The organism is Haloarcula sp. JP-Z28, from assembly GCF_011440255.1.
Classification (GTDB): Archaea; Halobacteriota; Halobacteria; order Halobacteriales; family Haloarculaceae; genus Haloarcula; species Haloarcula marismortui.
On record NZ_JAAOHT010000020.1, the window covers coordinates 33,875 to 52,671 of the forward strand.

18 protein-coding genes and 1 tRNA gene are annotated in these 18,797 nt (G+C 62.7%); 9 read left to right on the plus strand and 10 right to left on the minus strand.

What is annotated here, in order from left to right; translation table 11 throughout:
• Positions 1–252 precede the first annotated feature (252 nt).
• The 3 genes from G9463_RS09925 to G9463_RS09935 all read right to left on the minus strand — a co-directional run bounded on the left by G9463_RS09925 (position 253) and on the right by G9463_RS09935 (position 2,108).
• On the minus strand, positions 253–570 hold the full coding sequence (locus G9463_RS09925; protein ID WP_165896604.1) for a hypothetical protein: 318 nt from the start codon (positions 568–570) through the stop codon (positions 253–255).
• Between the two features lie 286 nt (positions 571–856).
• Positions 857–927, minus strand: a tRNA-Pro gene (locus G9463_RS09930).
• A gap of 95 nt (positions 928–1,022) precedes the next feature.
• Positions 1,023–2,108, minus strand: a complete 1,086-nt coding sequence (locus G9463_RS09935; RefSeq protein WP_165896605.1) for a nitrous oxide reductase family maturation protein NosD — start codon at positions 2,106–2,108, stop codon at positions 1,023–1,025.
• 149 nt (positions 2,109–2,257) lie between these two features.
• On the opposite strand from G9463_RS09935, the gene G9463_RS09940 reads away from it, so the two are divergent.
• The 3 genes from G9463_RS09940 to G9463_RS09950 all read left to right on the plus strand — a co-directional run bounded on the left by G9463_RS09940 (position 2,258) and on the right by G9463_RS09950 (position 6,645).
• The gene (locus G9463_RS09940; protein WP_165896614.1) at positions 2,258–3,592 is read left to right on the plus strand and encodes a DEAD/DEAH box helicase family protein; all 1,335 of its coding nucleotides are present in this window, start codon (positions 2,258–2,260) and stop codon (positions 3,590–3,592) included.
• Positions 3,593–3,729: 137 nt separating this feature from the next.
• A complete protein-coding gene (locus G9463_RS09945) occupies positions 3,730–5,001 on the plus strand; it encodes a TIGR00341 family protein (protein ID WP_165896606.1) in 1,272 nt (423 codons plus the stop codon).
• A 78-nt stretch (positions 5,002–5,079) separates the two neighbouring features.
• The gene (locus G9463_RS09950; protein WP_165896607.1) at positions 5,080–6,645 is read left to right on the plus strand and encodes a DUF790 family protein; all 1,566 of its coding nucleotides are present in this window, start codon (positions 5,080–5,082) and stop codon (positions 6,643–6,645) included.
• Positions 6,646–6,722: 77 nt separating this feature from the next.
• Here G9463_RS09950 and G9463_RS09955 read toward each other — a convergent pair whose 3' ends face one another.
• From G9463_RS09955 to G9463_RS09970, 4 genes are all read right to left on the minus strand, one after another.
• Positions 6,723–7,946: a nucleotidyltransferase family protein gene (locus tag G9463_RS09955; RefSeq protein ID WP_165896608.1), complete on the minus strand. Its 1,224-nt coding sequence runs from the start codon at positions 7,944–7,946 to the stop codon at positions 6,723–6,725.
• Positions 7,940–8,854: a hypothetical protein gene (locus G9463_RS09960; RefSeq protein ID WP_121302965.1), complete on the minus strand. Its 915-nt coding sequence runs from the start codon at positions 8,852–8,854 to the stop codon at positions 7,940–7,942. The genes G9463_RS09955 and G9463_RS09960 overlap by 7 nt, the downstream gene beginning before the upstream one ends.
• Positions 8,855–9,278: 424 nt before the next feature.
• Complete coding sequence (locus G9463_RS09965; RefSeq protein WP_165896609.1) at positions 9,279–9,716, minus strand: lasso peptide biosynthesis B2 protein; 438 nt, start codon at positions 9,714–9,716, stop codon at positions 9,279–9,281.
• Complete coding sequence (locus tag G9463_RS09970) at positions 9,697–9,993, minus strand: PqqD family peptide modification chaperone (RefSeq protein ID WP_165896610.1); 297 nt, start codon at positions 9,991–9,993, stop codon at positions 9,697–9,699. Before G9463_RS09970 ends, G9463_RS09965 begins: the two co-directional genes overlap by 20 nt.
• Before the next feature lie 148 nt (positions 9,994–10,141).
• Here G9463_RS09970 and G9463_RS09975 point away from each other — a divergent pair, with 148 nt between their 5' ends.
• Positions 10,142–11,950 carry an ABC transporter ATP-binding protein gene (locus G9463_RS09975; protein ID WP_165896611.1) on the plus strand — a complete coding sequence of 603 codons (1,809 nt, stop codon included), beginning with the start codon at positions 10,142–10,144 and terminating at the stop codon, positions 11,948–11,950.
• Positions 11,951–11,982: 32 nt separating this feature from the next.
• Here the strand turns inward: G9463_RS09975 and G9463_RS09980 are convergent, their stop codons facing one another.
• Positions 11,983–12,483 (minus strand): hypothetical protein, encoded by a 501-nt coding sequence (locus tag G9463_RS09980; protein WP_007189853.1) that lies wholly within the window; start codon positions 12,481–12,483, stop codon positions 11,983–11,985.
• Positions 12,480–13,391 (minus strand): RsmB/NOP family class I SAM-dependent RNA methyltransferase, encoded by a 912-nt coding sequence (locus tag G9463_RS09985; protein ID WP_049939138.1) that lies wholly within the window; start codon positions 13,389–13,391, stop codon positions 12,480–12,482. Before G9463_RS09985 ends, G9463_RS09980 begins: the two co-directional genes overlap by 4 nt.
• A gap of 51 nt (positions 13,392–13,442) precedes the next feature.
• Between G9463_RS09985 and G9463_RS09990 the strand changes: the two genes are divergently transcribed.
• From G9463_RS09990 to G9463_RS10005, 4 genes are read left to right on the plus strand one after another with little or no spacing between them, the layout of a single operon-like run.
• Positions 13,443–14,216, plus strand: a complete 774-nt coding sequence (locus tag G9463_RS09990) for a proteasome assembly chaperone family protein (protein ID WP_127013300.1) — start codon at positions 13,443–13,445, stop codon at positions 14,214–14,216.
• Entirely contained in the window at positions 14,216–15,211 is a 996-nt protein-coding gene (sppA, locus tag G9463_RS09995) for a signal peptide peptidase SppA (protein WP_127013299.1), read from the plus strand. The genes G9463_RS09990 and sppA overlap by 1 nt, the downstream gene beginning before the upstream one ends.
• Before the next feature lie 41 nt (positions 15,212–15,252).
• Complete coding sequence (locus G9463_RS10000; RefSeq protein WP_007189850.1) at positions 15,253–16,374, plus strand: DUF373 family protein; 1,122 nt, start codon at positions 15,253–15,255, stop codon at positions 16,372–16,374.
• A 35-nt stretch (positions 16,375–16,409) separates the two neighbouring features.
• Positions 16,410–17,129 (plus strand): diphthine--ammonia ligase, encoded by a 720-nt coding sequence (locus tag G9463_RS10005; protein ID WP_004961993.1) that lies wholly within the window; start codon positions 16,410–16,412, stop codon positions 17,127–17,129.
• 28 nt (positions 17,130–17,157) lie between these two features.
• Here the strand turns inward: G9463_RS10005 and G9463_RS10010 are convergent, their stop codons facing one another.
• Complete coding sequence (locus G9463_RS10010) at positions 17,158–18,126, minus strand: sugar phosphate nucleotidyltransferase (RefSeq protein ID WP_127013298.1); 969 nt, start codon at positions 18,124–18,126, stop codon at positions 17,158–17,160.
• A gap of 84 nt (positions 18,127–18,210) precedes the next feature.
• Here G9463_RS10010 and G9463_RS10015 point away from each other — a divergent pair.
• On the plus strand, positions 18,211–18,797 hold a 587-nt coding region (locus tag G9463_RS10015), incomplete at its 3' end, for an NUDIX hydrolase (protein ID WP_165896612.1).

Genomic DNA, 18,797 nt, shown 5'->3' on the forward strand with positions numbered 1-18,797 from the left:
GTCCGGGCTGCTCGCTCCGCTGCGCTGCCGGGCGTGCCAGCTCTCCCGCGCCCTCGCTTTCGGTGGGCTGTGGGGGCTGGCAGAGACGCGCGGCTGAGAGGTCGAGTCAACCCCCGCAAGGGGGGTTTCCTCTCCCGGAACGCGAACCTGTGGGGTCGAGCCGCCGACACACTGGGTTGGTCGGACGGTGGGTCGGCTACCTACGGCGGGTACTCCCCTGTCCTCTCCTCGGCACATCGTCGGACAGAGGAGTTACCGATCAAGCGCCGGATCGTCGACGCTGTGTCGGTCGAGTACCGGAACTGCGTAGCAGTGGCGGCACTCTCTCGCCCGGGCGTAATCCGAGTCGATCTTGTTGATGCAGTTGTCTTGGCAGATGCAGCACCGATAGGCCGTGTACTGCGACCAGTCGGTACTCTCGCCATCCGCGACGTGTGGGAGGTCCGGCCTGTGTTCCTCTGGCAGGTTTTCAGGAGTTGAGCCACGTCTTGCTGGACTTGGACCAGAGTTCGGTATCTCGCTCTCGTCGCTTTCCTCAGCGGGATCTACGTGGCGCTCAGCGTCACTCATCGGAACCACCTCGCGCGAGTTCGTCGTCGACCTCTTGGACTGCACGGCGCACCTCTGCATCAGTCGCGCCATCCTCGACGAGTCGGCTTGCAGGGACAAACGCACAGGGTGGATACGGCCACTGCTGACGACGCCGAATTTCGATCAGAAGCCGTAGCTTCTTGACAGACTTCTTATGGTTCTCAGCGGTATTTAAAGAACGACTAAATTTCAGCCGAATCCGCGAAGGAAGTTGACCGCTCGCACACCTAAGCGTACAGGTGTCGGCATCTGGTAAAAGCTTGAGTGGGACCGCCGAGATTCGAACTCAGGTCCGACGCACCCCATGCGCCGAGGATACCGCTACCCCACGGTCCCGCACTCTGGGAGAGGGGGGTGTTTTAATTAAGGGCTTCGCTTTGGTGACGAGATTGGCAGCCTGTGACGGGGAAGACACTGCCAGCGTGGTCCCGTCACTCGGCGACTTCGATACCGGGGCTTTCGATGGTGACCTCGGTCAGCGACCAGCCCTCGGTCGCGGACCGGGCGTCGACACCGATGGCATTTTGCTCTGCGGTCACGGAGATAGTCGACTCGGAGACAGTCCATGACGCGTTCGTGTTGACGGCGTGGATTCCCTGCTGTTGGCTCTCAATGGCCGTATTCTGGATAGTCCATGCTCCGGTCGTTCGAGCGGTGAAGACACCGATGTCTCGGGTTTCAAGGGTAGAATCTTCAACTGTCCACGCACCTCCAGAGAAGGCGGTTACGAGGCCGGTGTCGCTTCGGTGGACCGTCAGGTCAGTCACCGTCCAGTTGCCGCCACTGTCGATGGCTTTGACGCCGGTGTTGCTTCGGCGGACCTCTGTGTTCCGGACCGTCCAGTCGCCAGTTGTCCCGGAGGCGTCGACGCCGTCTGCGCCGGACCGGTCGACGACAACCGTTGCGACTGTCCAGTCACCGGAGGACTTGCGGACATCGACGCCGTCGCCACCGACATTGACGAATCGGGTGTCGCGAATCGTCCAGTCGCCGCTGGTGCCGCGGACGAACACGCCGCTGTAGGTTGTGCTGGCGACGGCGGCGTCCTCGATAGTCCAGTTTCCAGCCGTATTCGGCGCGTAGACCCCGACATTGGCAGCGATAACAGTCGTCTCAGTGATGGTCCAGTCGCCGCTGGTTTCGTTGGCGGCGACGCCAAAGCGGTAGTTACGCACGGTGAATCCGGTGACGTTCGCGTCGGCTGCGCCGGCCACCGTGACGCCGGTTCCGTTGACGAACCGCGAACCGTCCAGTATCGCCCGGTCGGGTGCGGCGAGGGTAATACTCTCGTTGATTCGGACTTCTTCGCGGTAGGTGCCCGGCCGGACCTCGACGGTGTCACCGCTGTCGGCAGCGTTCACAGCGGCCTGTATTGACTGGTACTCGGCACTCCCGCCTTTATCAACGGTCAGTGTGTCCTGCGCCGTCTGTGTTCCGGCCACGCCGGCTGGCACGACAGCCAGCGTCAACACTAGCGACAGCAAGAGGGCAGGCAATGTCGTTCGGGCGTCGTCCATAGTTGGAGGTGTAGGGGGCGAATAGATGTAAACTGTAGTGTTTATTCACCTGCTGGCGACGTGACGCTGAGATGAAGCTGAGAGTCCCGGCGACACACAGCGATACAGCCCGCGAAAGCGTTATCGGCCGGACCGGCGAACCCCGGAGTGTGCTGGAGCTGACGTACGAGTCAGGGACCATTCGCGTGTCGGGAGACCTGCCGTCGGACCTGCCCGGCGTCGAGTACGACCGGCGTTCACAGACAGGGCGAGCGCCGGCCTACCGGTACGCCGACCTCCGAAGCGCGCTTGACGATCGTGAGGTGGCGTATGAGGACCACGTCTGTTCGCTCCCGTCACTGTCGCTCTCGACGGCGTACGACCTCAGAGACTACCAGCAGGCAGCGCTGGACGCCTGGCGTGAAGCCGAGGACAGGGGCTGTCTCGAACTACCGACCGGGAGCGGCAAGACCGTCATCGGCATCGCGGCGATGGTCGCACTGGGGACGCCAACGCTGGTCGTCGTCCCGACCATCGACCTGCTGGAGCAGTGGCAGCGCGAGCTACAGCGGGAGTTCGACCGGCCCGTCGGCTGCATGGGAGGGGGCGAGCAGCGCGTCGAGGATATCACGGTGTCGACGTACGACTCGGCGTACCTGCGGGCCGACGAACTCGGCGACCGCTTCGGACTCGTGGTCTTCGACGAGGTCCACCATCTTGGTGGAAAAGGGTATCGGGATATCGCTCGACTGCTCGCTGCGCCGTCGCGGCTCGGACTGACAGCGACGTTCGAGCGGCCGGACGGGGCCCACGAAGCCATTGCGGACCTCGTTGGACCGCTCGTCCAGCGGGTCAGCGTCGACGAGTTGGCTGGCGAGCACCTCGCTGACTACGATATCAAGCGACTCGAAGTTTCACTCACGCCAGACGAACGGGACCGCTACGAAGAGCATCAGGGGACGTTCACCGACTACCTCAAACAATCCAACATCCAGCTCCGGTCCGGCAGCGATTATCAGGAACTCGTCAAGCGGTCCGGCAACGACCCGGCGGCCCGCGAGGCGCTGCTGGCGAAACAGCGCGCCCGCGAGGTGATGATGAATGCCCAGCGAAAGGTTGACCGGCTGGCGACGATTCTGGACCGCCACCGCGAGGACCGGATCATCGTCTTCACCGCCCACACCGACCTCGTGTATCGCCTCTCCGAGCGGTTTCTCATTCCGGCGATAACGCATGAAACCGGCGCGAGCGAGCGCCGGGAGATACTAGAGCGGTTCCGCGACGGGACGTACTCCCGGGTCGTAACCGCGAACGTCCTCGACGAGGGAGTGGACGTGCCCGACGCGAACGTCGCCGTTCTCCTCTCTGGGAGCGGCTCGGAGCGGGAGTTTACCCAGCGACTTGGCCGTGTTCTCCGACCGAAAGCCGACGGCGGGCGGGCACTGCTGTACGAACTTGTGACTGAGGAAACCGCGGAGGAGCGAGTCGCCAGGCGACGCAGATAGCAGGCGGTCCGTCGTTGTCCAAGCGTTCTCCCACGCTGAGCGGGATTACCTCCTTGATAACTATGGCTCTCCCCGGCGAGAAGCGGAGAAATGTTCGATGCTAATCGCCAGTGTTGCGGGTCGCGAGGTGCGTCCAAGTGCGGTTGATACACATCCGTGTTCCCGATTCCGTCCTCGACAGCGTCCGCGACGTGCTGGACGACCGTGACATCAGCTACGTTCAGACCAAGGAGACGAGCGACGACGAGGCGGCGTGGCTGTTGCAGTTTCCGCTCCCGCCGGAAGCCGTCGACGAGGTACTCGACGACCTCGAAGCGACCGGGCTCGACGCCGACCGGTACACTGTTGTCGGGAACGCCAAGACCGCCCGGCCAGACCAGTCGAACTCCGCCCGCCGCCACGAGGACCGCATCTCCCACGACGAACTCCGCGGTCGTGCGGTCGGCATGAACCCCGGACAAGGGACATACTACGGAATGACTGTCCTGAGTGCGATCGTCGCAACGGCGGGTCTGCTCCTCGATTCTCCGGCTATCGTCGTCGGCTCGATGGTCATCGCACCACAGGTCGGATCCGCGCTCATCGCCAGCGTCGGGACGACGCTCAGCGACCGCCGGCTCATTGTCGATGGCGTCCGCGACCAGTTGCTCGGGCTCGCTGTCGCCATCGGGAGCGCGGCCCTGTTCGGACTGTTCATCCGGTACAGCGGGTTTGTCCCCGGACAGCTCCGTGTCACGACAGTCCAGCAGATCGCCCAGCGTATTTCACCGGGGTTTCTCTCGCTTGTGGTCGGCCTCTGTGCGGGAGCCGCCGGGGCGTTTGGACTGGCAACGGCGCTACCGGTCTCACTGGTCGGTGTGATGATTGCCGCCGCGCTCATTCCTGCCGCCGCGGCCATCGGGGTCGGTATCGCCTGGGGACTGCCGGCCGTCGCACTTGGGGCGGGTATTCTCCTGCTGGTCAACGTCGCGTCAATCAACCTCACCGGCGTTCTCGTCCTCTGGGGGCTCGGATTCCGTCCGCTAAACTGGGCGGCTGACCGCCCGCCGAGCGAGACGGTCCGGACGTACGCACCGACCGTCGTCGCCGTCCTGACGCTGCTGGTCGCGTTCGCCGGTGCCGGGACGGTCACCGCCCAACAGATGCAGGTCGAAACGTCCGTAAACAACGCTGTTACCGAAGCATTATCCGACGAATCATACGAACGGCTCCGATTACAGTCGGTCCAGACCCGGTTCGGCGGCGTCTCGGTGTACCGGCTTGACCGGGTGGTCACCGTTACGGTCAGTCGGCCCGCCGACCGGCCGTATCCGGCTCTGGTCTCCGACCTTGAACGTGCCGTTGACCGGTCGATAGCGGACGACACAACTGTCGAAGTCACTTTCGAGGACAGACATCCGACGGAATGATGCTGGCTGCTACGGGCGTCTCGACCGGGGGCGTCGTCACTCCCCGTGTTTTTGTTGCTCCGTGGCGGAGATAGGCGCGTGCTGACGAAAGACCTCCTGCGGGTGTCCCGCGCTGGCGGCGGCTATCACCTGCAGTTCGCCGACGCCGACGCGGAGCGACTGGCGGCCCGCGTGCTCGGTATCTATCAGGGCCACGTCGGTGAGTCCCGAGAGATGCTGGAAACGGCACTCGCGGATGTCGAACGGGAGGCCGACGATTTCAAGCTGGTCCGCGGGCTGGCGAAACTCGTCGAACGGGAGGCAACATTTGAGACACAAGCCCCGATCGACCCTGTTCGAGCCCGTCGGCGGGTGTTCGAAGCCGCTTCGGACGTTGGCGTCGTGACCGAAGCCGAACGCGAGCAGGCACTCGCCGAGGCAGCCGATCACTTCGGAACGGACGCCGCGTCGCTAGCCGACACGCTGTACGCCGACCGGGACTCTCGACAGGTCCTTACTGCGGTGGACTCTCGCTGGGGGCCGGCCGAACTGCGGACCCAGTACAACCTCTCACTGGCGCAGACAGCGCTGTTCGATGCCACCGAGGTACGAGTCCGCTCGTCGGACCCGAAAGCGCTCGTCTCGGCGGTCAAACGCTGCCGGCTGATGTACGAGATTCGCCGGACAGGGAACGGCCGGGAAGTCGTCGTTACAGGACCCGACGCGCTGTTCTCGAACACGCGCCGGTACGGCACCCGCTTCGCTCGCCTCCTGCGAACAGTCGCGACCGCGAACGAGTGGGAGCTGACGGCGACCGTCGATGACCGGGGCACCGAGCGGAACCTCACGCTCTCAGATGGAGATGTCTCCGTGCCGGGCGTCGAGCCCGTAACAGAGGTCAGCTACGATAGCGGCGTCGAAGCCGACTTCGCCGGCCGGTTTGCCGCGCTGGACCTCGACTGGGACCTGATACGCGAACCGGAGCCGCTGGCGGCCGGCGAACACGTCGTCATTCCGGACTTCGCATTTGAGTGGCGGCCCGGCGCTGACACCGGTGTTCAAGACACGGGACGTGGAGAGAGCACAGACCGGACCGACGGCGACACACCCTTCCGCATCTTCTTCGAAATTATGGGGTTCTGGACGCCGGAGTATGTCGAGAAGAAACTCACCCGCCTCGACGCACTGGAGGATGTCGAGATGCTGGTCGCCGTCGACGAATCGCTTGGCGTCGGCGAGGAAATCGAGGCGACAGACAACCGGGCAATTCCGTACTCCGGCACAGTCAGAGTAAAAGATGTGCGGGACGCCCTGCGACCCTACGAGGAGCGACTCGTGCGTGAGAGCGTTGCGGAGATACCCGACGAACTGCGGCCGGACGCTGACGTTATCTCGCTCACCGACCTCGCCGCGGAGCACGGTGTCAGCGAGGATGCGCTGGAAGACGTGGCCTTTCCGGCGCACGAGCGCGTCGGCCGCACGCTTATCGACCCAGCTGTCCTGGACGAACTGGCCGAGGAGATTGAACCCGAAATGGCGTATCAGGCGGCGATTGACCGACTCTCCGCGCACGGAATCGAGGACGACAGCGCTGCGCTCGCACACCTTGGCTACCGCGTCGCCTGGGAAGGACTTGGGAAGGGGACAATCCAGCCACGGGAGTGAGTGGTCTGTGAGAAACGGTGGGGAACCCGGTTTCAGATACAGCATCTCCACATCGCTATCAAACGAGCAATCGTCGTTCAGGTCGCTTCGTCACGTCGCTCCTCGGAAAGCTGTCGCCGCCACTGTGGTGTTTCGAGGAGGAGTCGGAGCGGCCAGATGACGTAGTACAGCGGGTGCATCGGGCCGGGAAGCGGGCAAAACTGGTACTCCGAGTAGGTCGGGTGAAGTGACGAATGCAACAGTAGGAGCGGTCCCAGCGCAGTCATCGAATCGCTGGCCGCTAGGTAAAACCGAGCGGCCTCAAACTGCGTGGGTGCCTGTGGCGTCCCAGCGGCCAGCGACTCAACGACGGCCTCAGCTAATTCGGAGATGCGGCCGTCCGTGCGAAGGCGATCCAGTATCGGCGTTGGGAGGGCATACCCGAAGACAGTACGGGCGAGCGCGGCCCCGAGCAGTAGGTTCCGCTGGACGCCAGTTTCCCGCGCCCGAGCGAGGACGTGTGACCAGTCGGCTTCCGTCGACTCCAGCGCCGCAACGAAATCACAGAGCCACTTCAGGAGATACCAGCGGTGCTTGGTGCCGTGGAACGCTAATACGAGTAGCCGATCTGGCTGTGCAAGCGCCGGAAGCGGTTGGCCGCCGACCGATACGGTGTCGCGGCGGTCCCAGAGTTCACCGAAGGATGTGGAGAACGGTCGCTCGGCATCGCCAACGCGCCAGCGAAGTTCCACGTCGAACTCCGGACCGCGCATTTCGTACTCGTGAACGATAGCCTTCGTCACAGGACCGCCTAACAGCGCGGCGTCATCCAACCGCGGCGTGCCCCCGCGCCACTCGTATCCTCGCTCTTCAAGAATATCCGCAGCGGCGGGGATATCTTCCGGATGGACGAGCAGATCCAGGTCATTATATTCACGCACCGTTGCGTCGTCGTAAGCAGCGGCGGACAGCGCCGGTCCCTTGAACGGTACCGCACGCACACCACGTGTCTCGAAGCGTTCTAGTATCTCCTGTAGCTCGGTCGTGAACGCGAGATTCCGCATCCGTTTTCCCTGTACGATGCTGCTAAGTCGTGTCAACACGGCTGCCGGCACGGTGAACTCATCACCACTCTCGCGTGCCATTGCTTCCAGTCCCTCGTAGAGGAGTTGCACGACGCCGTGATACCGGGCGAGTGCAACGACACGGTCCCAGTCTGGCGCGTCATCAAGCGGGGGCGGGTCGGGAGCGGCGTCGGTGACGATCGCGGTACGAGCACAGTCGGCCACCACCTGAAGTTCGGGTTCAGCCTCCGTCAGCATGACTCACTCTTGAGTTCAGACTGAACTCGGGCTGCGACATCCGGAAGCATATCGAGAGTGCGCGGCCGGCGGAGCCGTTTTATTTCGGTCATATCGACAATCTCACCGCAGGCAGTGAAATTCGATACGGCCTGGCCGTCGGCCTCCAGCGCGCCCAGCGTGTACGTATTATCCACGAGCGCCATGACCTGCTCGTCCGGCCTGACTGCGTCCACCTCGATTGTCTCGCCGTCTTCGAGCAGGTAAATCCGTTCTAGCGGCACCGGGGTTGCGGGCTGGTCGTGCCTGAGTCCGTAGAAGTGTCGAGGGCGTCCGCTGTGGACCTGTTCCGGCGGTTCAACCGGAGGGTCAAATGCTTCAACTGCCTCCGGATCGAGTTTCATCGACGGGTAGCCGCTCCGGACGACCGGCCCCGAATCGTCCAGCGCTATCGCAGCCACGTCGTCGCTCAGGATACGATGTCCGTCGAGCAGGCAGGCCATCGCAGTCGTCGTTTTTCCGACCCCCGACTCTCCGACGAAGGCAACTGCACGCCCGTCGATACTGACGGTACTGGCGTGCAGCACGAAGTAGCCCCGTTGATCCAGCAGGTGGTTCAACGCCGGGCCGACCAGTACGTGGCGGAGGACTTCGCTTGGCACGTCCGGAGCCGGGTCTACAGCGATGGATTTGCCGTCGAGAATTCTGACCGTTGCGGCGTCGTATAGAAGGTAGTATTCGCGCTCGGTTACCGCGTGAAAGGTCGACCCGGACGCAGCAGACAGTGGGCGAGGAATCCGTTCCTCAGTGATGGTGACATCAGCCCGCCCGTCAGGCGCTGTCTCAGCGGACGGAAGCTCTGGTACGTCGAAGGCCGAGCGGACTGTCAATCCAAAGGCTTCGTACGTGGCTGTGTTTGCCGTCGCCATCCTGCTAGTTTCCCCCTTGCGTAGTTGTCCATCTATTCCGTCCATCCTGAAACACAGCCCATCTACGACACCCCTGATTCATACCAGAGCGCTTGACTGCTGTGGTGGATAAGAATGCGCTCTCTACTTCCATCACACAGCCACGAAACCATCGCGATGTATCCACTGCACGGTACCAGTGTCGAGGACCGATAAAAGAGGGATCAGTTAGATGTGTGAACCGGCTGTGGAGGTTAACTCCACTTCCCGTATCCGTCGTCGTGGTCCCACCAGTTCGTCTTCTCTTCAACAGTTCCGTACGTTTCGACCGACGGCGTTTCGTATTCCTTCATTGGTTACCTCCACGCCTGCTTTCAGATATCATTGTATTTGTTATATTATCTATTACTCTTGAATTTCCACAGAATGTGGTGTTTACTATCTGTTAGCCACGTACTTCGCGTTCCGTGAGTGCACGGAAACGCCCAAAGTCGTCGACATCCCCGATAAGGACATCACCGTTTGACTCGACCCAAGCATGAGCCTCGAACGTATCGGACTGTGTATCCACACCGAAGCGGAGACAATGTGGGAAGTCACTCGCCTCCAGCAAGGTACTCCCGGTGAGTGCTCGCTCAAGACAATCGTAAGTGCCCGGAAGACGCGACCCTGCTGTTAAAACCGCCCAGCGTACTGACTTCGGTGCTTCAGGCTGACGATGACACGGGAGGAACTGAGAGAGCGTGCCGAAACAGCGCTCTGCGTCCTCCAGCCCAACGACTGTAAGCAGTACTTTGCTCGCAACGATCAGTGCCACTGCTTCACAGAGTAATAGCTTCTGCGCCCGTGACAACGCCCTGAACTCACGGAGTCGGGTTCGCATCGACCTTGATGAGTTGCTCCGCGGCAAGCGTTTTCAGAAAGCGTTCCACATCATTTGCCACTCGGTCTCTCTCGACATCGTACTCCCCGACCAGCGCCGAGACGATGTCCACTGGCTCAGTCGGTTCCTGAATTCGCTCCCAGATATCTGGGCCGACCCCTGACAGGCCCTGATACCGCCCCGTCTCGTTGTTGAGCAACACGATCTCCCCGTCGATAGTCGTAGTGACACAGTCCTCAGTTGCGACAACAGCCGATTCGAAATCTATCGCGACCATGTGGCTATCGGCGATACTCGTACTATTTGTTATAGCCTCTTTTCGCCCCCGTGGTAACTCTGACTGCCGTTAGACGTGCCCTTCGTTCCAGAACGAACCGACCGTAGTAAGTCGGTAACTATGCCCCATAGAAACCGCATGCCGAACAATGGCTGCTACTCCTTCCGTCAGTGAAAAATACGCATCGTTGCGCCGCGTGGCGCTGTATCGGCCGGCGCTGACGGGGAGTATCGTTGCCGCCAGCCTCTTTGTAATGCTACTCGAAGGTGTTGGCCTCTCGTTCCTGTTTCCGATACTCGACGCCGCACAGGCCGGGCAGAGCCTTCCGCTTCAGGCAAACGGCGTCACCGGCCGGTTTCTTTCCGTGTACGTCGCTGCAGGGCTGCCGCTCACACTCGAATTCCTGTTGGTCGGCCTCGCGTGCGTGATGGTCATCCGGTTTACGGCGTCGTTTGCGGTGAAATGGCTCGCAGCGAAACTCACACAGACGTACGAGCGTGACCTCAAAGACCGGGCCTACGAACTGGCGATGGGCGCGTCGGTCGCCTACTACGACGACAAAGGGTCCGATGACATCATGAACACGATTCTGACACAGACCCGCTACGCCGGGCGTGTCATCGGCCGGATTATCCAGTTCTTCCAGCAGGCAATCCTCTGTCTGGTGTATATCGGGATCGCACTCACTATCGCTCCGGTGCTGGCAGTCGGTGCAGCTGTCGCTCTCGGCGGTGTCACGGCGATCATCAGATACGGCATCGAGCCCGGGTACGCCGTTGGCGACCGTGTGGCGACGGCAAACGAACAGCTACAGGAGACAACACAGGCGGGGACGCAAGGCATCCGTGACGTGAAGCTGTTTGGTATGCGCGACGGGCTGCTTGCCGAGTTCCGGTCCACACTCGACCGGTACACTTCGACTAGCGTCGCCGTTCGCCGGAACCAGGTTGCAATCGGAAGCCTCTATCGGCTCTCGGTCTCGCTGCTCCTGTTTGGCCTCGTCTACGTCGCCATCAGTTTCCGGGCGCTGTCTATCGCGGAACTCGGCGTGTTCCTGTTCGCGATGCTCCGACTCGCCCCCCGGCTGAGTTCGCTCAGCTCCACCATCTACGCGATCGAGGGAGAACTCCCACATCTGGTCCGAACTCACCAGTTCATCGACCGCCTCGAAGCCCAGCAGGAACCAACTGACGGGCAGTCGGTCCCGGACAGCATTGAGGAAATCGCGTTTGAGAACGTCTCGTTCGCCTACGAGGACGAGCCAGTGCTTGCGGACTTTTCGATGGCCGTCGACCGAGGGGAGTTCGTCGGCATCGTCGGCAAGTCCGGCGGCGGCAAATCGACGGTCGTCTCACTGCTCACGCGACTCTATACCCCGGATAGCGGTGAGGTTCTGACGAACGGGACGCCAATTTCGGCCTATGCGCTTGAGGAATGGCGTGAGGCTGTTGCGATGGTTCGACAGGACCCGCATATCTTCAACGATACGCTGCGGTACAATCTCACTGCCGGTCGGGATATCACCGAGGAAACGCTCTATGGAGTCGCTGAGAAGGCACTCATCCTCGAATTCCTTGACGACCTTCCGCAGGGACTCGACACGGTACTGGGCGACGACGGCGTGAAACTGTCCGGCGGGCAGCGCCAGCGCGTCGCACTAGCCCGCGCGCTTCTGGCCGATGCGGAGGTACTCGTGCTTGATGAAGCCACCAGCGACCTCGACTCGAATCTGGAACAGCAAATCCATCGAACCGTTGAGACGCTTGACGGGGACCAGACTGTGATCGCGATCGCCCACCGACTCTCGACGGTTTCAAACGCCGACCGGATCTACACTGTTGAGGACGGGCAGGTCACAGAGCGAGGCAGCCACGCCGAGCTGCTCAACGACAACGGGACGTACGCGGAGCTGTACGCGATGCAGGGAACGGCAGCCGCACAGTCTTCCAGTGGCTAATCGGTTCTCAGTGGGACGGGTGGGTCCTCGGGTTAGACGTCTCGACGGCGCCCTTTCGGCACCTGTGACCTGAGTTCGCCGTAGACGTACAGGCCGACGCCGACCGGTTCAGCCGCACCAGCAAGATCGTGGGTGACGACCAGATACCCCCAGTCGCCGTCCCAGTCGAGTTCCTGGTCTTCGCCGGCCACAAACGCCCGGGCAGCGTCCTCGTCAAGATGGATGACGTTCTGGCTGGCGTGCTCGCCGAACCGCTGGACGGCCTCCAGCGTCGGTTTCCAGTGTTCCTGTCGCGTTCGCAGGAACGTCATTCCCAGCCCTTCGATGTCTACCGGCGACGGCGGGCTGCCTTGATACAGCCACAGTTTGCCAGCGCCCCGTTCCCAGAAGGTGCACCCCTCGAACGTCTCCGAAGGGACGCCAAAGCGGTCCGCCCAGAAGTCGAGCACTTCCTCGCGGGTCGCTCGCTCGGGGTCGTCTCGCTCTTCATCTGTCTCCGGGAGCCGCGTGAACTCCGTGCTCTGGTCGCTCATTCTGCGGGCACCTCCAGTTTCGCACAGAAGAACCCGCCCGTGTCGTTGTGATGCGGGTATATGCGCTTGGCGTCTGCCACGCTGGGGTCGAAGCTCTCGTCTTCCCAGTCGGTGATTCCCGGTGCGTGGTTGAGCGGGAGGTCGTAGTCCACGATTTCACAGGCCACCTCGTCAAGCACGTAGTCCAGCACGGCCTCGTTTTCCTCCGGGGCGAACGTACAGGTGGAGTAGACGACGGTTCCCCCGGGCTCGGTCACTTCGACGGCCCGCTTGAGGATACCCTTCTGCACGCCGGAGATGCCCTCGACGTGCGAGAGCGACCAGTCTTCCAGCGTATCCGGGTTCTTGCGGATGGTCCCCTCACAGGAGCAAGGGACGTCGACGAGCGCACGGTCGTATCCCTCGCCGTCGAAGGGCTTGAGCGAGTGGTTGCGCCCGTCCTCGTGGGTGACGGCGACCGTCGTCGCACCCAGCCGCTCAGTGTTGGTCCGCAGCGCCGAAATCCGCCCGAGATTGTTGTCGGTTGCGACGACTTCGCCGGTATCCTCCATCAGGGCGGCGAGCTGGGTCGTCTTGCTCCCCGGTGCCGCACAGGCGTCCCAGACTCGTTCGCCGGGTTGGGGGTCCAGTACGGTCGCTGGAATCACGGATACTTCCTCCTGACCGTGAATCCAGCCGTGGAAGTACGGCCAGTTCGCGCCGGGAGAGTCCTCGGGCAGGACGAACAGGCCGTCGTGCCAGTCGACGGGGTCGTAGGCGATGTCTGCATCCGCAAGCGCCGTCCGGACCCGCTCGACGGTGGCTTTGATCGTGTTGACCCTGATAGCCGACGGCAGCGGGCGTTCACACGCGTCGATGAACGCCTCGAAGTCGTCGATGATGGGCCGGTAGCGGTCGAGTGGTTCCATTGTCCGGCGTTCGCTGGCGGTCGGTTTGTGGGTTTCGAACGGCATCGGCCCATGGCTTTCAAGCCGTCGGCGGACGATATCCGAGGTATGGCACACATACAGGTCCACCGCGAGGATATGTCCCTCGACTCACCGACACTGATCGAGGGACTCCCAGGGGTCGGACTCGTCGGCAAGATAGCCGCTGACCATCTTGTCGATGTCTACGACATGGAGTACTACGCGTCGGCCCACTGCGAAGGGTTGCCAGAAATCGCCGTGTACGGAACGGACGACCCAGAGGTTCGCCCGCCGGTCCGGCTGTACGCGGACGAAGACCGCGACCTGCTCGTCCTCCAGAGCGATGCCCCGATCTCCCCGTCCGGCGCGACGGAGTTCGCCGGCTGTATGGTTGGCTGGTTTGAGGCCAACGATGCAACGCCGGTCTACCTCAGCGGCCGTCCCGCCGAGAAAGACGGCGTTCCGGACGTGTACGGCATCTCGACGGGCGACGGGGCGGCAATGCTTGCGGAGGCGGACGTAGATCCGCCCTCGGAGAACGGCGCGATTACCGGGCCGACCGGCGCGCTAGTCCATGAATCACAGCGAACCGGGTTGACGAGTGTCGGACTCATCGTCGAAGCCGACCAGCGGTTCCCCGACCCCGAAGCGGCGCGAGCCCTGCTGCAGACAGCGATCAGCCCACTGGCCGATTTTGATATCGATACCGAGGCACTGGTCGAGCAGGCCGAAGAAATCGGTCGCGCCAAGGCACAGCTCGCACAGCAACTCCAGGAAAACCAGGAGGAAAGCACGAGCGCACAGCCGCTCGGGATGTATCAGTAATGGCGGGCGCAGATGACATCGTTCGTGGGTTGCTGGTGGTGCTTGTCGTCGGTATCGGCACGGTCCTGGGGTGGGTGTTGTTTGTCAGAACACCCGACAACCTTGCTCAGTTGTTCGGCGTTCTGCTGGTCGTTGCTGTCGCCGTTGCTACAGCCCGTATCGGCAGCAACATCGCCGGCTCCCTCCTCCCAGCACACAACGTCGCGGAAGTCGCCGTCGAAGGGCCGATCAGTCGTGACGGCGGTGGCGGCATCACCAGTCCGCCAGTCGGTGCGTCGGCCGACGACATCGTCGAACAGATCGAACGCGCCGACAGCGACCGCGGCTCCGATGCGCTGCTCCTGAAGCTGAACACACCGGGTGGCCAGATCGTCCCCAGCGAGGACATCCGCATCGCCGCCGAGCAGTTCGACGGCCCGACTATCGCCTACGCGACGGATGTCTGTGCCAGCGGCGGCTACGACATCGCCGCCGGCTGTGACGAGCTCTGGGCGCGCGAGGGCTCTATCGTCGGCTCTATCGGCGTCGTCGGCTCGCGGGTCAACGCCAAGGAACTGGCCGACCGCCTGGGCCTCTCCTACGAGCAGTTCACCGCCGGCGAGTACAAAGACGCCGGCGTCCCGCTAAAGGAGATGACTGCGGACGAGCGCGAGTATCTCCAGAGTATTGTCGACGACTACTACGACCAGTTCATCGACACCGTAGCCGAAGGCCGCGAGATGGACGCCGAGGCGCTCAAAGACACCGAAGCGCGCATCTTCCTCGGCGATGAGGCGGAAGAACGTGGGCTCGTCGACCGACTCGGGACGCGAGACGATGTCGAGGCGAGCCTGGAGCAACGCCTTGGCGAGGACGTGACGATCAAGGAGTACGAGCCCGAGCGCGGATTGACGGGCAAGCTCCGCGGGGGCGCACAGCAGGTCGCGTTCGCGCTGGGAGCAGGTATCGCCGGCGTCGCTGACGGCGATGTCGAGGGCCTCTCCTTCCGTCGATAGCCTCGGGAGGTTTTTTATCCGGGGACCGCCTTCGCGGTAGTGTGACCACGCTGGTGGTGTGTATCGACAGGGACAGTCCGGCCACAGCCGCGTGTCCCGTCGTCGGCCGCGACGCCGTCGAGTCACTCATCACGCAGACAGGAGTCGTTGACCCGGAAGACAGCCGGGTCAACTGCCTCCTCGAAGGGCTCGCAGTCGCGGATGAACTCGAAGCCGAGGAGTCTGCGCCGGTCCTCGCCGTCGTCGGTGGCGGGAGTGACAGCGTCGGCTCGGACCGGGAGATCGCCAGCCAGATCGACAGTCTGGTCGCCGAGCACAACCCGGACTCCGCGGTCGTCGTCGTCGATAGCGCCGACGACGAGCGGCTGGTTCCCATCATCGAGAGCCGCGTTCAGGTCGATGCCGTCGACCGCGTTGTCGTTCGCCAGGCCCGTGACATCGAATCTACGTACTACCTGCTCAAGCAGTTTCTGGCTGACGAGGAACTGCGCAAGACGGTGCTGGTCCCCGTCGGCATCATCATGCTCGCGTTCCCGCTGTTGCTCGTCGTCACCAGCCCGACCATCGCCGTCGGCGCTATCGCGGCCGCCATCGGCGTCTTCCTCATCTACAAGGGACTGGGTATCGACGCGTACCTGTCGCGACTCCCCAGTCAGACCCGGGAAGCGCTGTACTCGGGGCAGGTGTCGCTTGTGACCTACGTCGTCGCGGCCGGCCTCTCGCTCGTCGGCGTCTTCGCCGGCGTGCTGGGCGTTTCTGCGGTCGGCGATATCAGTCCCTTCTTGCTTGCGAACCGCTTTGCCTTCGCGTCCGTCCCGTGGCTGACCGGCGCGGCACTGGCCGCCTCGCTGGGCCGCCTGCTGGACGAACTCATCCAGCAAGAGGGGGTCCGGAGCGCGTACGTGAACCTTCCGTTCGGTGCGGTCGCGGTCGGGCTCGTCGTTCGCGGCTTTTCTGCGTACTTCCTCGAACGCGGTGGCGTGTTCGAGCCGTTTCAGGTGCCGGAGACGAACCTCGGCATCGTACAGATTCAGGGGTTCTCGCTGGAGGCTGGCACCCGTCTCGCGCTGTTCATCCTCGCAGGCATTCTCATCAGCCTCGTTGGCGTCCGGGTGGCGACCTACGTCAGCCACACCGATATCGAGGACGAACTGGTGGAATAGACAGCGATTTACGCCGCCGACGGCTACCGGCGGCTATGACAGACGGCGCGTGGGTTTCGCTGTTCTCCGGCGGCAAAGACTCTTCGTGGGCGTTGTACCGGGCACTGGAGCGGGGCCACCCCGTCGAGCGTCTGGTGACGGTCCACCCAGAGGGCGACTCCTACATGTACCACGTTCCGGCGACCCGGTTAGCCCGCCTGGCCGCCGAGAGTATCGGCATCCAACTGGTCGAAATCGAGCCCGATGACTTCGAGGCCGACGACGTGCCTGACTCGGGCGAGCAGGGCGATGCCGAACTCGAACCGCTGGAAGCAGCACTGCACGAACTCGACACCGAACTTGACGGCGGTATCAGCGGTGTCACCGCCGGGGCTGTCGAAAGCGAGTACCAGACGACTCGCATCGAGTCGATGGCCGACCGCCTCGAAGCCAACGTGTTTGCGCCGCTGTGGCAGGAGAACCCCCGTGACCTCGCCGACGCAATGCTGGATGCTGGCTTCGAGATACAGATCATCCGCGTGGCCGCTTACGGCCTCGACGAGTCCTGGCTGGGTCGCACGCTCGACGCCGACGCGCTCGACGAACTGGAGGCGCTCAACGACGAGTACGGCGTCCACATCCTCGGGGAAGGCGGCGAGTTCGAGACGCTCGTCACCGATGGTCCGCACATGGACCGCCGGATCGAAATTGAGTACGAGACGGAGTGGGACGGCAGTCGCGGGACGGTACAGATCGAAGACGCGTGGCTGGCGTGACTTGCGGAGCGTGCGGAATCGGCGGCCGTCAGCTCTCGTCCGTCAACTGCGTGTGCGCACCGATGAGCGCGCCGGCGAGGTCTAAACTCTCGACCTGTGTATCCCGGTCGATAATGGACTGACGGATATCCGAATCGAGGATAGTCGTGTCCGGGAACACGATGGTGCCGTCGAGACTGGAGTTGACGACCTCAGCCCCGGAAAGGATGTGGACGTTCTCGCCGAGCGTAGTGTTCTCGATGGTAGCGTCCTCCGCGACGACGTTGTCCCCGTCAAGTTCCCACGCGACGGCCTCCAGATAGCTTTCGGGCGTCCCGATGTCGTACCAGGCGTCGTCGAAGGTGAACGCACGAACGGGACCGTCGTTGACGAGCCACTGGATGAACCAGCCCGGTTCGTCCGGATTGTTCCCGTCTTCGAGGTACTCGTCGAAGCGGATCGCATCGGCTGGGAACGCGTAGCAGGCAATCGAGACGAGGGTGCTGTTAGGGTCGTCAGGTTTCTCTTGGAAGTCTGTGACTTCCTCGCCGTCGAGTTCGACGAGGCCGTAGGAGCTGGCCTTTTCTAGGGACCCGACATCGTAGGCGGCAAGCGTGGGGTCGTCGTACTGCTCGAAGTAATCGATGAACTCGGCGATGTCGAAGCTGATGAGATTGTCGCCGGCGATGACGAGCAGGTCCTCGTCACCGAGTCCTTCCCGGTTGACTAGCTGGGCAAGCGCACCGACGACGCCGAACTTCTCGTCTTCCTCGGCAGTTTCCTCGACGGTCAGGGATGCTTTCTCGAAGCGACTTGCAGCGATGTGGTCTCGGAAATCGCCGGCAAATCGCTGGTTCGTACTGACGAACACGTCAGTGATGCGATCGTCCTCCTCTAACTCCCCGAGAATCCGGTCGATGACGGTTGTTTCACCGACAGGGAGCAGCATCTTGGGCCGGTTCTTAGTGACAGGCCAGAGCCGGGTGGCGTACCCGCCTGCAAGGACAATCGCTTTCATGTCCGGAAGGAGACAACCAGAATACAAGTTCTTTTTCATCGACTGGACCACGGCACTTATCGGTGGCCCGGAGTACAACCTCGTATGACTGACGACGCTGACGGCCCTGAGGCTGGAGCGGGAGATGTGAACCTCACGGAGAAAATCAATCAGACGAACGTTGATGAACGTATTTCGAGTCTGGAAGCGGCCTACGACAAGGTGCCGGTCACCGAGGAGACCTTCGAGCTATCGCCCGATGAATACGCTGATGTGTTCGCTGCGACCCGCGGGACTGGCTACTCCGGGAACAGTGTCGTGTTCGTCACGCGTGATGGCACCGATTTCCCGGAACTGAGCGACCAGATACCCGACCAGGCGGCCGGCGACACCCGCGACCGGGTCTTGCTGGTGCTGGGCCGCGGCGCTGATATGTGGGCGCTGCCGGGCGGCGGCAAGGGGGACGAGTACGAGTCTGTTCAGGGGACTGCTGTGCGCCGTGTCAACGAACAGACTGGCATCCGCTGCACAGTTACCGGCGTCGCGGAAGTCGTCCATTCGAAGTACTATCCCGACACTGACACGCAGGGGTCGGTGCACACGCTAGACATCTACCTCGAAGCGGAGTACAAGAAGGGAAGCCTTGATGTGGACGAATCGGAACTCGTCGGCGCGGCGTGGTTCGCGGAGCC

Bases quoted from the DNA above. Each gene is read 5' to 3' on its own strand.
- G9463_RS10010 (WP_127013298.1), bottom strand. From the start codon at position 18,126: ATGAAAGCGATTGTCCTTGCAGGCGGGTACGCCACCCGGCTCTGGCCT.
- G9463_RS09975 (WP_165896611.1), top strand. From the start codon at position 10,142: ATGGCTGCTACTCCTTCCGTCAGTGAAAAATACGCATCGTTGCGCCGC.
- G9463_RS09960 (WP_121302965.1), bottom strand. From the start codon at position 8,854: ATGGCGACGGCAAACACAGCCACGTACGAAGCCTTTGGATTGACAGTC.
- sppA (WP_127013299.1), top strand. From the start codon at position 14,216: ATGGCGGGCGCAGATGACATCGTTCGTGGGTTGCTGGTGGTGCTTGTC.
- G9463_RS09970 (WP_165896610.1), bottom strand. From the start codon at position 9,993: ATGGTCGCGATAGATTTCGAATCGGCTGTTGTCGCAACTGAGGACTGT.
- G9463_RS09965 (WP_165896609.1), bottom strand. From the start codon at position 9,716: ATGCGAACCCGACTCCGTGAGTTCAGGGCGTTGTCACGGGCGCAGAAG.
- G9463_RS09955 (WP_165896608.1), bottom strand. From the start codon at position 7,946: ATGCTGACGGAGGCTGAACCCGAACTTCAGGTGGTGGCCGACTGTGCT.
- G9463_RS09990 (WP_127013300.1), top strand. From the start codon at position 13,443: ATGGCTTTCAAGCCGTCGGCGGACGATATCCGAGGTATGGCACACATA.
- G9463_RS09925 (WP_165896604.1), bottom strand. From the start codon at position 570: ATGAGTGACGCTGAGCGCCACGTAGATCCCGCTGAGGAAAGCGACGAG.
- G9463_RS09985 (WP_049939138.1), bottom strand. From the start codon at position 13,391: ATGGAACCACTCGACCGCTACCGGCCCATCATCGACGACTTCGAGGCG.
- G9463_RS09980 (WP_007189853.1), bottom strand. From the start codon at position 12,483: ATGAGCGACCAGAGCACGGAGTTCACGCGGCTCCCGGAGACAGATGAA.
- G9463_RS10005 (WP_004961993.1), top strand. From the start codon at position 16,410: ATGACAGACGGCGCGTGGGTTTCGCTGTTCTCCGGCGGCAAAGACTCT.
- G9463_RS09935 (WP_165896605.1), bottom strand. From the start codon at position 2,108: ATGGACGACGCCCGAACGACATTGCCTGCCCTCTTGCTGTCGCTAGTG.